General features: G+C 31.0%; 14 protein-coding genes. 9 read left to right on the plus strand and 5 right to left on the minus strand.

From position 1 onward, the window contains the following. The 9 genes from ABWO08_RS08720 to ABWO08_RS08760 all read left to right on the plus strand — a co-directional run. The coding region (locus ABWO08_RS08720) for a T9SS type B sorting domain-containing protein (RefSeq protein WP_353085230.1) at positions 1 to 887 on the plus strand (887 nt) is incomplete at its 5' end. 59 nt (positions 888 to 946) lie between these two features. Further along, positions 947 to 1855 (plus strand): PorP/SprF family type IX secretion system membrane protein, encoded by a 909-nt coding sequence (locus ABWO08_RS08725; RefSeq protein ID WP_353085231.1) that lies wholly within the window; start codon positions 947 to 949, stop codon positions 1853 to 1855. 55 nt (positions 1856 to 1910) lie between these two features. Further along, on the plus strand, positions 1911 to 3854 hold the full coding sequence (locus ABWO08_RS08730) for an OmpA family protein (RefSeq protein WP_502902968.1): 1944 nt from the start codon (positions 1911 to 1913) through the stop codon (positions 3852 to 3854). Between the two features lie 125 nt (positions 3855 to 3979). Continuing rightward, on the plus strand, positions 3980 to 4987 hold the full coding sequence (locus ABWO08_RS08735; RefSeq protein WP_353085234.1) for a 3-oxoacyl-ACP synthase III family protein: 1008 nt from the start codon (positions 3980 to 3982) through the stop codon (positions 4985 to 4987). 113 nt (positions 4988 to 5100) lie between these two features. After that, complete coding sequence (argS, locus tag ABWO08_RS08740) at positions 5101 to 6888, plus strand: arginine--tRNA ligase (RefSeq protein ID WP_353085236.1); 1788 nt, start codon at positions 5101 to 5103, stop codon at positions 6886 to 6888. A gap of 93 nt (positions 6889 to 6981) precedes the next feature. Next, positions 6982 to 7446 carry a hypothetical protein gene (locus ABWO08_RS08745; RefSeq protein WP_353085237.1) on the plus strand — a complete coding sequence of 155 codons (465 nt, stop codon included), beginning with the start codon at positions 6982 to 6984 and terminating at the stop codon, positions 7444 to 7446. A gap of 122 nt (positions 7447 to 7568) precedes the next feature. Further along, complete coding sequence (gene ffh / locus ABWO08_RS08750) at positions 7569 to 8915, plus strand: signal recognition particle protein (protein WP_353085238.1); 1347 nt, start codon at positions 7569 to 7571, stop codon at positions 8913 to 8915. 72 nt (positions 8916 to 8987) lie between these two features. Beyond that, positions 8988 to 9872, plus strand: a complete 885-nt coding sequence (locus ABWO08_RS08755; RefSeq protein ID WP_353085240.1) for a bifunctional 5,10-methylenetetrahydrofolate dehydrogenase/5,10-methenyltetrahydrofolate cyclohydrolase — start codon at positions 8988 to 8990, stop codon at positions 9870 to 9872. Further along, a complete protein-coding gene (locus ABWO08_RS08760; protein WP_353085241.1) occupies positions 9873 to 10364 on the plus strand; it encodes a GNAT family N-acetyltransferase in 492 nt (163 codons plus the stop codon). It begins immediately after the preceding gene. Between the two features lie 116 nt (positions 10365 to 10480). On the opposite strand, the gene ABWO08_RS08765 is transcribed toward ABWO08_RS08760, so the two are convergent. From ABWO08_RS08765 to ABWO08_RS08785, 5 genes are read right to left on the minus strand one after another with little or no spacing between them, the layout of a single operon-like run. Next, positions 10481 to 10879: a hypothetical protein gene (locus ABWO08_RS08765; protein ID WP_353085243.1), complete on the minus strand. Its 399-nt coding sequence runs from the start codon at positions 10877 to 10879 to the stop codon at positions 10481 to 10483. 52 nt (positions 10880 to 10931) lie between these two features. Further along, the gene (rluF, locus tag ABWO08_RS08770) at positions 10932 to 11687 is read right to left on the minus strand and encodes a 23S rRNA pseudouridine(2604) synthase RluF (protein ID WP_353085245.1); all 756 of its coding nucleotides are present in this window, start codon (positions 11685 to 11687) and stop codon (positions 10932 to 10934) included. A 58-nt stretch (positions 11688 to 11745) separates the two neighbouring features. Then, positions 11746 to 12585, minus strand: a complete 840-nt coding sequence (locus tag ABWO08_RS08775; RefSeq protein ID WP_353085247.1) for an alpha/beta fold hydrolase — start codon at positions 12583 to 12585, stop codon at positions 11746 to 11748. Positions 12586 to 12618: 33 nt separating this feature from the next. After that, the gene (locus tag ABWO08_RS08780) at positions 12619 to 13398 is read right to left on the minus strand and encodes a zinc ribbon domain-containing protein (RefSeq protein ID WP_353085248.1); all 780 of its coding nucleotides are present in this window, start codon (positions 13396 to 13398) and stop codon (positions 12619 to 12621) included. Positions 13399 to 13401: 3 nt separating this feature from the next. Continuing rightward, positions 13402 to 14496 (minus strand): Nif3-like dinuclear metal center hexameric protein, encoded by a 1095-nt coding sequence (locus ABWO08_RS08785; RefSeq protein ID WP_353085250.1) that lies wholly within the window; start codon positions 14494 to 14496, stop codon positions 13402 to 13404. Between the last annotated feature and the right edge of the window lie 9 nt (positions 14497 to 14505).

Genomic DNA, 14505 nt, shown 5'->3' on the forward strand with positions numbered 1-14505 from the left:
CAACATGTAATGTATCAACAGGAAGTTTTGCAATAACGAATTATAACGCTTCTTATACCTACACCGTAACACCATCAACAGGTGTGACAATTTTAGCAGGTACAGTTACAGCTCCTTCAGGAAGTTATACGATTTCTTCCGCTATTAATGGATGTTTATCGCCGATAACTTTACCAGTTGTTATTAATCCAGTTAATAATATTAATTGTTCTAGTATAGCATTAATTAAAACTGCACAACTTGATGATATAAATCAAGATGGAATTGCTCAAGTTGGTGAAAATATAATTTATACTTTTGTGATTACTAATACCGGTTTAGTTCCGTTAACAAATATTAACTTGAATGATCCACTTCCTGGAGTTTTAGTTACTGGCGGTCCAATTTCTCTAGGAGTTGGAAATGTTGACTCTACTTCTTTTAACGCTACTTATACTGTTACAGTACAAGATATAATTAACGGAAGCGTAAGTAATCAAGCAACTGTATTTGGAACTGCACCTTCTGGAATAATTGTAAATGACTTATCTGATAGCACAAGTAATTCTGGTAATTCAGCGACAATTACCGTTATAAAAGGCTGTGAAGTTGAAGTTTTTAATGCCGTAACACCAAATAATGATGGAAATAATGATTATTTTTATATTAGAGGTTTAGATTGTTTTACCGATAATTCAGTTGAAATATATAATAGATGGGGCGTCAAAGTATATGATGTAGAAGGTTATGATAATAATACGAGAGTATTTAATGGATATTCTGAAGGTAGAGTTACCATTAATCAATCTAATGCATTGCCTAATGGAACCTATTATTATATTTTAAAATATAAAGATATTAATGGAATAATTTCGTCTAAATCAGGTTTCCTTTATTTAACAAAATAAGAAAATATTAAAATGTCAAAGACACTTAATTTTAAGTTTCTTTGATTAAAATTAAAATTATGAAAACAAAAATAATTATTACTTCTTTATTGTTAGTGAGTTTGGTTAGTTTTTCGCAACAAGATTCACAATATACTCAATATATGTATAATACAATTAATATAAACCCTGCATATGCTGGATCTCGAGGTGTATTAAGTGTATTTGGACTACATAGATCTCAATGGGTAGGATTAGATGGTGCTCCGGTAACAAATGCAATTACTATTAATTCACCTATTGAAAATACTAACTTAGGGGTTGGCTTGTCGTTTGTAAATGATAGGCTTGGCCCAACTGATCAAAATAATATTTCAGCTGATGTATCTCATACTATAAAAACTTCGGAAACATTTAAATTGTCATTTGGTGTTAAAGGTTCTATTGATTTATTTAGTTTTGATGCATCTAAATTAAATATTTACACTGCTGATAATTCTCTACAGACATATACAAATAGATTTTCACCTAATATTGGCGCAGGAATTTATTTGCATTCGGATAAATCTTATTTAGGGTTTTCTATTCCAAATTTTTTTCAAACCAAGAGGTACAGTGATTCGGATTATGCAGTTTATAAAGAAAAAATGAACTACTATTTAATCGGAGGATATGTATTTGACTTAAATTCTAATTTAAAATTTAAGCCAGCTTTTCTAAGTAAATTGGTTGAAGGAGCTCCATTGCAATTAGATTTATCGGCTAATTTTTTATTCAATGATAAGTTTACTCTAGGTGCTGCTTGGAGATGGAGTGCTGCAGCAAGCTTAATGGCTGGATTTCAAATTAATGACGGACTTTATATAGGATATGGATACGATCTAGATACTACTAATCTAACTCATTATAATTCGGGTTCTCATGAATTATTTTTAAGATTTGAATTGTTCAATCGTCAAAACAGAATTGTTTCTCCAAGATTCTTCTAAAAATATTGAAATCATGAAAGCAAACATTTTGAAATTTTCTAAAAAAAATATAATTGTGAAAAATAGTAATAATATAATTCTATCATTATTGTGTTTAGCTTCAATAAGTAACTATTCACAAAATAACAAAGATATCAAAGCAGATAAAGAATATAATAATTTTAATTATGTTTCTGCTATTAAAAATTATGAAAAGTTAATATCAAATGGAAATAAGTCCCAAGATTTATTGCAAAATTTAGGTAATGCCTATTATTTTAAAGCTGATTTAGAAAATGCTTCTAAATGGTATTCTGAATTATTTAACTTTAGTCAAAATATTGATTCGGAATACTATTATCGATATGCTCAATCTCTCAAAGCAATTAAAAATTATTCTAAAGCGGATAGTATAATGCTTAAGTTTAATAAAATAAAAAGTAATGATTTAAGGTCAAAATTAGCTAAATCTCATTTGGATTATTTGGAAGAAATAAAAAGCAATTCGGGCCGTTATGAATTTGAAAATGCTGGAATAAATTCTAAATATTCTGATTTTGGCAGTGCTTTTTATAATAATAAAATTGTTTTTGCCTCTGCTAAAGATACGGGAAGTTTCTCTAATAGACGTCATTCTTGGACGGGTGAAGGTTTTACCAATCTGTATAAAGCAGATATTATTTCGGAAGGATTATTGACTAATCCTAAAAAATTTAGTTCAAAAATAAATTCTAGAGTAAATGAATCTTCTCCTGTATTTACAAAAGATGGAAAAACAGTTTACTTCACTAGAAATAATTATATAAAAGGAAAGTTAGGTGCTGATGCAGATAAAACTACATTGTTAAAATTGTATCGAGCAACTTTAAATGGTGAAAAGTGGACAAATATTAAAGAGCTTTCTTTTAACAGTGATAATTATAATGTAGCGCACCCAACATTAAGTGATGATGAGCATACGCTTTACTTCGCCTCGGATATGCCTGGAACATATGGACAATCTGATATTTATAAAGTTGCAATTAATGAAGATGGTACTTTTGGAGCTCCAACTAATTTAGGGCCTGTAATTAATACTGAAGGACGTGAAACTTTTCCAATGTTAACTAAATCAGGTGAATTGTATTTTGCCACAGATGGACATCCAGGTCTTGGAGGATTGGATATATTTGTTTCAAAAATGAATAAAGACAATAGTTTTAGAAATCCAATAAATGTTGGCGAGCCAGTAAATAGTTCTTACGATGATTTTGGTTTTTTGATAAATGAAAGTTCTGGCTATGGTTATGTAACTTCTAATCGTATTGGTGGAGTAGGTAGTGATGATATTTATAAGATAAAGCAAACAAAAAAATTATTCATTAAATGTGAACAAAATCTAGACGGTATTATAGTAGATAAAGATTCAGGTTTGCCATTGTTTAATGTTAAAGTTTCGCTTTTGGATGCAGACAATAAAGTTCTTCAAGAGCTTATTACTGGTAAAGACGGAAAGTTTGATTTTGGATTGCAAGAATGCGACAAGATTTGTTATTTAAAAATTGAAAAGCAAGATACTTCTATATTATTAACTCAGGAATTGAAAATAAAGGAAGGGGAAAATACTTATTTAGAGATCCCTGTAACTGGAACCAAAATAATTCATAAATCAGATGATTTAATGAAATTATATAATATCAATCCAATACATTTTAATTTAGATAAATATAATATCCGTCCTGATGCAGAAATAGAATTGTCTAAAATAGTTGAAGTTATGAACCAATATCCGCAAATGGAAATTGATATTCGTTCACATACTGATTCTAGAAATACTTCAGAATATAACAGAATTTTATCTCAGAATAGAGCAAATTCAACTAAAAAATGGTTAATTAATCATGGGATAAGTAAAAATCGACTAACATATAAAGGTTATGGAGAAAGTCAATTAATGAATGCTTGTACAGATGGTGTGAAATGTAGCGATGAGGAACATCAAGCTAATAGAAGAAGTGAATTCATTGTGACTAAAATATAATTTTTTCAATAACATTTTATTAAAAAAGCAGCTATAATAGCTGCTTTTTTTAATAATTAAAAATAAAATTAGATTTCATCATCCCTTTTCTATAATTTTATGCCAATATTTTAAATTCATTTACAATGTTCCAATCTAAAATAAGTGGTTTAGGTTATTATGTTCCAGATAATATAATAACAAATGATGATCTGTCTAAAATAATGGATACCACAGACGAGTGGATTCAAGAGCGCACCGGTATAAAAGAAAGACGACACATAGTTAAAGGTGAAGATACTACTACGACAATGGGAGTAAAAGCAGCAAAGATTGCTATTGAAAGATCTGGTGTTGATTATCAAGATATTGATTTTATAGTTTTTGCAACAATTTCCCCAGATTATTATTTTCCTGGTCCTGGTGTCGCTTTGCAACATGAACTTGGACTAAAAACCATTGGAGCGTTAGATATCAGAAATCAGTGTTCTGGTTTTGTTTATGCACTTTCGGTAGCAGATCAATTTATTAAAACCGGAATGTATAAAAATATTTTAGTTGTTGCATCAGAACTTCAGTCTTTAGGATTGGATATGACCGATCGTGGTCGAGGTGTTTCTGTGATTTTTGGCGATGGAGCAGGAGCTGCTGTATTGAGTAGAGAGGAAAATCCATCAAAAGGTATTCTTTCAACACATTTACATTCAGAAGGGGAACATGCAAAAGAGTTGGCTTTACTTGCTCCAGGCATGGGAGGTCGTTGGATAACAGATATTTTAGAGGATAATAGTCCAGATGACGAAAGTTATTTTCCACATATGAATGGTCAATTTGTATTTAAAAATGCAGTTGTAAGATTTACAGAAGTTATTATTGAAGCTTTGCAAGCAAATAATCTTCAAGTTTCAGATATTGATTTGCTAATTCCGCACCAAGCTAATTTGAGAATTTCTCAATTCATTCAAAAAAAGTTTGATTTAAATGACGACCAAGTTTTTAATAATATTCAAAAATACGGTAATACTACAGCTGCTTCTATTCCGATTGCATTGACAGAAGCATGGGAACAAGGAAAAATAAAAGAAGGAGACAACATAGTATTGGCTGCTTTTGGAAGTGGATTTACATGGGCAAGTGCAATAATTAAATGGTAATAATAATTTAAAACTCGAATTGCAATTCGAGTTTTTTTTATCATATTTGATTATATAGCAACACCTAATTTTGTTAATAAAATTCTATCTTTGCACCTTTAAAAAACAATATAATGTCATTACAAGAAATTTTATCTCCAGCTATTTTTGAAGCAATTCAAAAGCAATTTAGTGCTACTATTGAAAAAATTGAATATCAGGCAACTAGGAAAGATTTTGAAGGAGATATTACTGTAGTTATTTTTCCCTTATTAAAAACAATTAAAGGGAATCCAGTTGATATTGGCACTAAAATTGGAACATATTTGGTTGAAAATATCAAAGAAGTTGAAAAATTTAATGTTGTAGCAGGTTTCTTGAATATTGTAATTTCAGACGCTTATTATTTAGATTTTTTCAATTCAATAAAGGAAAATTCCACTTTTGGTTTTGTTTCCGCTTCTGCAAATAACGGAAATGCGAATGCGGTAATGGTAGAATATTCTTCCCCTAACACCAATAAGCCACTGCATCTTGGTCATATTCGGAACAATCTTTTGGGTTATTCAGTGGCAGAAATATTAAAAGCTGCAGGAAAAAAAGTATACAAAACCCAAATCATAAACGATAGAGGAATTCATATTTGTAAATCGATGTTGGCCTGGAAAAAATATGGCGAAGGACAAACTCCAGAGTCAACGGGTTTAAAAGGAGACAAGCTAGTTGGTAATTTTTATGTTCAATTTGATAAGGTTTATAAAGCAGAAATTTCGGCTTTAATGGCTCAAGGTAAATCAGAAGATGATGCAAAAAAACTAGCTCCAAGTTTGATCGAGGCACAACAAATGTTGCTTGATTGGGAAGCTGGAAAGCCTGAGGTAATTGAATTATGGAAAACCATGAATCAATGGGTATATGATGGATTTGAGAAAACTTATACTAATTTAGGTGTTGATTTCGATTCTTATTATTACGAATCAAATACCTATCTTTTAGGAAAAGAAGTTGTTCAATTTGGATTAGAAAAAGGAATATTCGAAAAAGATCCCGATGGTTCTGTTTGGATTGATCTAACACCTGATGGTTTAGATAGAAAAATTGTACTTCGTTCAGATGGAACGGCAGTTTATATGACGCAAGATATTGGCACTGCTATTCAGAGGGTTAAAGATTTTTCAGATGTAGGCGGAATGGTTTATACTGTAGGTAACGAGCAAGATTATCACTTCAAAGTACTGTTCCTGATTTTGAAAAAATTAGGATTTGCATGGGCTGAAAATCTATATCATTTATCCTATGGAATGGTTGAATTGCCTTCTGGTAAAATGAAATCTCGTGAAGGAACTGTTGTAGATGCTGATGATTTGATGGAGGAAATGACAGCCACTGCAAAATCTATTTCTGAGGAATTAGGAAAGCTTGATGGATATTCAGACGCAGAAAAAGATAACTTATATAAAACAATTGGGCTTGGAGCCTTAAAATATTATATGCTTAAAGTAGATCCGAAAAAATCGATGATGTTTAATCCTGAAGAATCAGTTGATTTTGCAGGAAATACAGGTCCTTTTATTCAGTATACTTATGCTCGTATTCAATCTATCTTACGTAAAGCAGATTTTGATTTAAGTGTTACTGTCGCTTTAGATACAATTCATTCTAAGGAGAAAGAATTATTGAAGCAAATTGCGTTGTTTCCTCAAGTAATTCAAGATGCTGCAAGCAATCATAGTCCAGCATTAGTTGCGAATTACACCTATGAATTAGTAAAAGAATACAATTCATTTTATCAAACAGTTTCAATTCTTGGGGAAGAAAATGAAGCTAAAAAAATATTCCGAGTGCAGTTGTCTAATAAAGTAGCTGAAACTATAAAATTAGCTTTTCAGTTATTAGGAATTGAAGTTCCGGAAAGAATGTAATTAACTTGCTAGTACAATATTTTGAAAATTTGTTAGTTATTATAAATGTCATACTTTTGAAAATAATTATTTAACTTTTAAACTTTTACATCTATGAAAATTTTAAAATTAATTCCAGTTTTAATTTGCATATTTATGCTAAACGTTGCCTCAATGTGTAGTAGTGATGATAATAATTCAAATTCAGCAGCTGATCCTACACCGGTAATAAATACGGTTAATCAAGGAACATGGAAGATAACACTGTATAACGATTCAGGAACAATTAAGACTTCAAATTTTACGGGTTATAATTTTACTTTTGGCTCAGGTAGTGCTTTAATAGCAACAAATGGTTCCAATACATACAACGGAACTTGGTCGGTAACATCAAGTAATAGTAATGATGATAATCCAAATAATGATTTAGATTTTAACATTGGATTCACTACACCAGCGAATTTTGCTGATCTTACAGATGATTGGGATATTGTAACATATACATCTACTAAAATTCAATTAATTGATGTAAGTGGAGGTAATGGAGGAACAGATTATTTAACTTTCGAAAAAAATTAAATAACAATAATAATTTCATAAAAAAAACCATTCGATTTTCGAGTGGTTTTTTTTATTTATTACTTTATACTTCGGTCTAATTGATTAAATTTGCATTTTATTTTTAGATAATCCCACCAAATATGTTTAATAATTTAAGCGAAAAACTAGATAAAGCATTCCATATCTTAAAAGGACATGGAAAAATTACAGAAGTAAATGTTGCCGATACTTTAAAAGAAGTGCGTCGTGCTTTACTAGATGCCGATGTTAACTTTAAAATTGCTAAAGATTTTACTACTAAAGTAAAAGAAAAAGCAATGGGTCAAAATGTATTAACAACTCTTGAGCCAGGGCAATTATTGGTTAAATTAGTCAAAGACGAATTGACTGAATTAATGGGTGGTGATGCGGCTGGAGTTAATTTATCTGGGAATCCAACAGTTATTTTAATGTCGGGGTTGCAAGGGTCAGGGAAAACTACATTCTCTGGTAAATTAGCTAATTACCTTAAAACAAAAAAGAATAAAAAACCACTTTTGGTTGCTTGTGATATTTATCGTCCTGCGGCGATTAATCAATTGCATGTTGTTGGAGATCAAATAGGTGTAGAAGTATATTCAGAGCCAGAAAATAAAAATCCAGTTGATATTTCATTAAAAGCTATTGCTTATGCTAAAGCAAATGGTTTTAATGTAGTAATTGTCGATACTGCAGGTCGTTTGGCGGTTGATGAAGAAATGATGACCGAAATTGCGAATGTTCATAAAGCAATTCAGCCACATGAAACTTTGTTTGTTGTTGATGCAATGACTGGTCAGGATGCGGTTAATACAGCAAAAGCATTTAATGACAGACTTAATTTTGACGGAGTAATTCTTACAAAATTAGATGGAGATACTAGAGGTGGAGCTGCAATTACCATTAAATCGGTAGTTAACAAGCCAATTAAGTTTGTGGGTACTGGCGAGAAAATGGACGCGATTGATGTGTTTTATCCTTCTCGTATGGCTGATCGTATCTTGGGAATGGGAGATGTTGTGTCTTTAGTGGAAAGAGCTCAAGAGCAATATAACGAAGAAGAAGCTAGAAAATTACAGAAGAAAATTGCTAAAAATGAATTCGGTTTTGATGATTTCTTGTCTCAAATTCAACAAATCAAAAAAATGGGAAGCATGAAAGATTTAATAGGAATGATTCCTGGTGCTGGAAAAGCAATGAAAGATGTAGAAATTGAAGATGATGCTTTTAAATATGTTGAAGCTATTATTTATTCAATGACTCCAATTGAAAGAAGTAGACCTTCAATAATTGATATGAAAAGAAAAACCAGAATTGCAAAAGGATCTGGTAGAAAAATAGAAGAGGTAAATCAACTGATGAAGCAATTCGAACAGATGAGCAAAATGATGAAAATGATGCAAGGTCCAGGCGGAAAAAACATGATGCGCATGATGGGTGGAATGCCAGGAGGTATGCCTAAAATGTAAAAGTAAGACGTGAATTATCACGTCTTTTTTATTAAATTAAAAATACAAACAACAACACACAAATATTTAGAAATGACTATTTTAGACGGAAAAAAAGTATCAGAAGATATTAAAAACGAAATTGCTGCCGAAGTTCAGAAAATGAAAGATAACGGAGAGAAAGTTCCGCATTTAGCTGCGGTAATTGTTGGTAATGATGGGGCTAGCTTGACTTATGTTGGTAGTAAAGTGAAAGCATGCGAAAGAGTAGGTTTTGAGTCTTCTTTGGTGAAAATGCCAAGTACTACTTCCGAAACCGAATTGCTTAAGAAAATTGAGGAGCTAAATCAAAATGAAGATATTGATGGATTTATTGTTCAGTTGCCTTTGCCAAAGCAAATTGATACACAAAGCGTAATTAATGCTATTGATCCGAGTAAAGACGTGGATGGTTTTCATCCAGAGAATTTTGGTAAAATGGCATTAGATATGAGTACTTTTATTCCGGCTACACCGTTTGGTATATTAGAATTATTGGAGCGATATAAGGTGCCAACGGACGGTAAACATACTGTAATAATTGGGCGCAGCCATATTGTTGGTAGGCCAATGAGTATCTTGATGGGAAGAAATCAATTCCCAGGGAATTCAACCGTAACTTTGACGCACAGTCACACTAAAAACATCAATCAAATTACTTCTCAGGCCGATATTATTATTACTGCTTTAGGAGTTCCAAATTATTTAAAAGCTGAAATGGTGAAAGATGATGTAGTTGTAATTGATGTGGGTATCACTCGTGTTGCTGATGAAACTTCTGAAAAGGGATATAAAATTGTTGGTGACGTTGATTTTGAAAATGTTTCCAAAAAAGCATCGTTCATCACTCCGGTTCCAGGAGGCGTTGGTCCAATGACAATTGCTATGTTGTTAAAAAACACTCTTTTAGCAAGAGAGCAAAACCGAGCTAGAAAATAAATGACCATTACTGTCGCTGCTGAATCTCAATTGGGAATCATACAAAATCTGGCTAAAGCTATTTGGCCAGAAGCATATGGTGCTATTTTGTCTCAAGAGCAATTGGATTACATGATGAATATGATGTATAGCGACAATTCGTTAAGTAATCAATTGAGAAACAAAAATGTTTTTCTTTTGGCTAAGATTGATACTGATTTTATTGGTTTTGCTTCGTATGAGTTAAATTATGATGAATCTAATTATACAAAAATCCACAAACTTTATGTTTTGCCTGAAATTCAGGGCAAGGGAGTAGGGAAGGAATTGATTAATTATATTCAAGAAAATGCAAATAAGAACTCCAATTCTGCATTAATTCTGAATGTAAACAAATACAATAAAGCCAAAGATTTTTATTTACATAACCAATTTGAAATCGCAGATTCTGTTGTTGTAGAAATTGGAAATGGCTATGTAATGGATGATTTTATCATGAAGAAAAACATATAAGCTATTTAATTAACTGCTTTATATATTTTATAGCATCCTCTTAAAGTTAATAGATGTAAAGCTAATACTATTATTTTTGACGTTAGGCTTAGTGAAAATCCAAATTCATCCACTCCTCAAACAATTAAAAAGGTGTAACTATAATAGATTGTTGAAATCAAAATCAATACACCAGTTGTGATAATGAAAGCCGGTCTGTTTTTGCAAAATCCAATAGTTGTATAAATTAGTGCTAATGTTGTTATGATAAAGCCAACTTTTTTAAACAAATGTTCTTCAGAATAAAATAGCCCTATAAAGGAAAGAGTAGTTAAAATTAAGAATAGCAAGACTGGTAAAAAGTGCAAGACATTGCTAAAATAATTTGAATCTGCCTTGTTGAAAACACTAATATTTTCTTTTATTTCGGTGTCGCTAAATCCATCTCTTTTTAAATAAGCAACAACATCTTTTTTGGAGTAATTGTATTTTAGGTAACGATCTATTTCGGTTTTGATGTTTTTATCGATGCTCATTTTTTATTCTATATATAGTTTAATTAATTTAGTTTAAATAATTGAAAATGAATTATTTATATTTAATAATTTTAGGTAAACTAGCTTCTTCTGTCTTGCTTGATGGTTCTATTAATTGATTAAGCTCTTCAATTTCTTTATCTGTTAATTCACGAAATCTTCCTAGCGGAACATCCAGAGAAATATTGATTATTCGAGTTCGTTTTAGAGCGGTAACTTCATAATCTAGATATTCGCACATTCTTCTAATTTGCCTATTTAAACCTTGAGTTAGAATTATTCTAAAAACAAATTTACTAACCTGCTCAACTTTACATTTTCGGGTAACGGTATCTAGAATCGGAATTCCATTTGCCATTCGCTCAATAAATCGATCAGTTATTGGTCGGTTTACCGTAACAATATATTCTTTCTCATGATTGTTTCTAGCTCGTAATATTTTATTTACAATATCACCATCGTTTGTCATAAAAATTAAACCTTCACTGGCTTTGTCTAATCTTCCAATTGGAAAAATACGCTCATTGTAATTTATATAATCAACAATATTATCTCTAACATCTTGGTTGGTTGTGCACTCAATTCCGGCAGGTTTATTAAAAGCTAAATAGATTCTCTTTTTTCTGTTTTCACGGACTAATTTTCCGTTTACACGAACTTCATCATTTGAAGATATTTTTGTACCCATTTCAGGTACGACTCCATTGATAGTAACTCTTCCTTGCTCAATTAGTTTATCGGCTTCTCTACGGGAGCAAAAGCCCGTTTCAGATAAAAATTTATTAATGCGTACAAGTTGCTCTTCCATTTGGTAAAAGTAATCAATTTGAAATAATAAATATTTTTGTTTTTTGGTAGTTTAAAAATTAGGACGCTATAAAATCCACAATTTTTTTATACAAATTAGCGTCGTGCATGCTATGGCCTAATCCATTTGTAATTATAAATTCTGAAGTTTTCCAGGAATTAGCAATTTTCTTTCCTTCGTCAACTAATACCATGTAATCTTTTTGATCGTGTGCTACAATTCCTTTAATAGTGCAGTCTTTTAAAAAGTCAGAGGCATTAAAATCATCGATTTTAATATTAAATCTATTCCAAACATAATTTTGAAACTGCATTTGCAATTTGTTATTGTATCCCAACATTTTAAAATAATTATTCATAATTATCTTAAAATCACTCGGTGCACCGATTAATATTAATTTTTCAAAATTATGTGTGTAATTTTTTTGAAAATACGCCAAAGCATTTCCTCCGATAGAATGTCCAATAGCAATTGAAGGATTGTATTTTTTTACAAGTAATTCAATAAACTCAGAATATAATGGCACATTGAATTCTTTATTTGTATTAAATCCATGTCCAGGAGCATCCATTGCAATGATAGTTTTTCCGGTTTTCTTAAGATAAGGTAATGCTTTTTTCCATCTAGAGGCATTGCTTTCCCATCCGTGCGCAAGTAAAATCACTTCGTTATTTCCTTCCCAATGGTAGGTGCAAAATTCTTGACCACCCAGTTGGTGTGTTTGCAAGGTGCATTTTTGTAGAGTTTTGGGTATTTTGTTTTTGTTGATTTTACCTTTTCTAGGTTCGCTAAATAATTTATACGCCAAAGCTAATGATTGCTTGGGAGCAACATAGCTTAAAAGGTTAATGGAACCTCCAATACTTTTAACAAGAATATTCTGAATATTTTTTTTCATAAAAAAATCCCGATTTAATCGGGATTTAAGATATTACATTTTTGCAAATAATTTCTCCATTTTTTCTCTTTCCTCCTCAGCTAAACTTGCGTCAACTAAGATTCTACCAGAATGCTCATCGGTGATGATCTTTTTCCTAGCTGCAATTTCAACTTGTGTTTGTGGAGGAATAGTGAAGTAAGATCCTGCAGAAGCACCTCTTTCAATAGAAACTATAGCTAAGCCATTTCTTACACTTGAACGAATTCTTTTGTAAGCTCCTAATAGTCTTTCTTCTAAAGCACCTTCATATTCATTAGATGATTTAATTAAAAAGGCTTCTTCTTTTTCAGTTTCAGCCATAATCTCACTTAATTCAGCTTTTTTATGCATTAAGTGATTCGATTTTTGTTCTAATTTTTCTTTAGAATTAGCTATAACTTCTTTTTTGTGTTCTGTAGAAGCCTTCAATTCTTTGATTTGTTTTTCAGCTAATTGAATTTCTAATTCTTGAAACTCAACTTCTTTTGTTAAAGAATTAAATTCTCTATTATTACGAACTTCTTTTTGTTGTTCTGTATATTTATTAATAGCTAATTGGTGGTTTTCAATAGCTAATTTTTTAGCTTTGATACTATCTTCAATTGTAACTAAGTCTGATTCTAATTTTTCTAAACGAGTAGTTAAACCCGCTACTTCATCTTCAAGATCTTCCACCTCAAGAGGTAATTCACCTCTTACATTTCTAATTTCGTCAATTCTTGTATCGATAATTTGTAAATCGTAAAGCGCTCTTAATTTTTCTTCAACGCTCAATTCTTTTTTAGTAGCCATTTTCTATATGTACTTAACAGGATTAGTATTTTCTTCTGATAAAACGATTGCAAAATTAGTAATTTTTTCTTTAAGATAGTCAACAATATAATTTTTTGTATATCTTTCACTTTCATAGTGACCAATATCGGCTATAAGTATCTTGTTTTCAGCTTCATAAAAGTTATGGTATTTCAAATCGGCTGTTAAAAAAACATCTGCTCCAGCTTGAATTGCATTTTTTATAGCAAAACTTCCAGAACCTCCAAGTACGGCTACCTTTTTTATTGATTTTCCTAATAGAGATGAATGTCTAATTCCGCCACATTGCATTTTTGATTTTACAAACGATAAAAATTCATCTTCAAACAGTGGCTTTTCTAATTCTCCCACCATTCCTAGGCCAATGTTTTGATGTTGATTTTGCAAATCGTAAATTTCATAAGCAACTTCTTCATAAACATGATTTTTAAATAATGCTTTCAGAATTTTACTTTGCAAATGTTTTTCAAAAGTTACTTCAATTTTAATTTCTTTGGCTTCAACAAATTCAAGTCGCTCTCCAATTTCAGGATTGCTATTTTCATTTCCCATATAAGTTCCTATTCCTTGAGAATTAAAACTGCAATCTTCATAATTTCCTATTTTTCCTGCGCCAGCTTCAAATAATGCATTTCTAACTTGTTCTGCATTTTCTGGGATTGTGTAAGTAATAAGTTTCTGAATAAAATTAGATTTTGGAACCAATATTTTAGTATTCACTAGTCCAAGCGCATCACAAAAAATCTTGTTCACTCCGTTTTTATGATTGTCTAGTGCAGTATGTACAGCATAAATAGCAATATCATTTTTTATTGCTTTTAGTACAGCACGTTCTACATAATTTTTTCCAGTAATTTTTTTCATTCCCGAAAAAATTATTGGATGAAAACATACAATTAGATTGCATTTTTTAGCAATAGCTTCATCCACAACAGATTCTAATGCATCATGGCAAATTAATATTCCAGTTGCATTTTCATCTTCATTCCCAACTAACAGTCCTACATTGTCAAAATCTTCGGCGTAAGCCAAAGGAGCCATTTCTTCTAGAATTGTAATGATTTCTTTTATTTTCATTATGTGTTT

The sequence above is a fragment of the Flavobacterium sp. genome (genome assembly GCF_040383245.1).
Classification (GTDB): Bacteria; Bacteroidota; Bacteroidia; order Flavobacteriales; family Flavobacteriaceae; genus Flavobacterium.

Bases quoted from the DNA above. Each gene is read 5' to 3' on its own strand.
- ABWO08_RS08725 (WP_353085231.1), top strand. From the start codon at position 947: ATGAAAACAAAAATAATTATTACTTCTTTATTGTTAGTGAGTTTGGTT.
- ABWO08_RS08735 (WP_353085234.1), top strand. From the start codon at position 3,980: ATGTTCCAATCTAAAATAAGTGGTTTAGGTTATTATGTTCCAGATAAT.
- argS (WP_353085236.1), top strand. From the start codon at position 5,101: ATGTCATTACAAGAAATTTTATCTCCAGCTATTTTTGAAGCAATTCAA.
- ABWO08_RS08745 (WP_353085237.1), top strand. From the start codon at position 6,982: ATGAAAATTTTAAAATTAATTCCAGTTTTAATTTGCATATTTATGCTA.
- ffh (WP_353085238.1), top strand. From the start codon at position 7,569: ATGTTTAATAATTTAAGCGAAAAACTAGATAAAGCATTCCATATCTTA.
- ABWO08_RS08755 (WP_353085240.1), top strand. From the start codon at position 8,988: ATGACTATTTTAGACGGAAAAAAAGTATCAGAAGATATTAAAAACGAA.
- ABWO08_RS08760 (WP_353085241.1), top strand. From the start codon at position 9,873: ATGACCATTACTGTCGCTGCTGAATCTCAATTGGGAATCATACAAAAT.
- ABWO08_RS08765 (WP_353085243.1), bottom strand. From the start codon at position 10,879: ATGAGCATCGATAAAAACATCAAAACCGAAATAGATCGTTACCTAAAA.
- rluF (WP_353085245.1), bottom strand. From the start codon at position 11,687: ATGGAAGAGCAACTTGTACGCATTAATAAATTTTTATCTGAAACGGGC.
- ABWO08_RS08775 (WP_353085247.1), bottom strand. From the start codon at position 12,585: ATGAAAAAAAATATTCAGAATATTCTTGTTAAAAGTATTGGAGGTTCC.
- ABWO08_RS08780 (WP_353085248.1), bottom strand. From the start codon at position 13,398: ATGGCTACTAAAAAAGAATTGAGCGTTGAAGAAAAATTAAGAGCGCTT.
- ABWO08_RS08785 (WP_353085250.1), bottom strand. From the start codon at position 14,496: ATGAAAATAAAAGAAATCATTACAATTCTAGAAGAAATGGCTCCTTTG.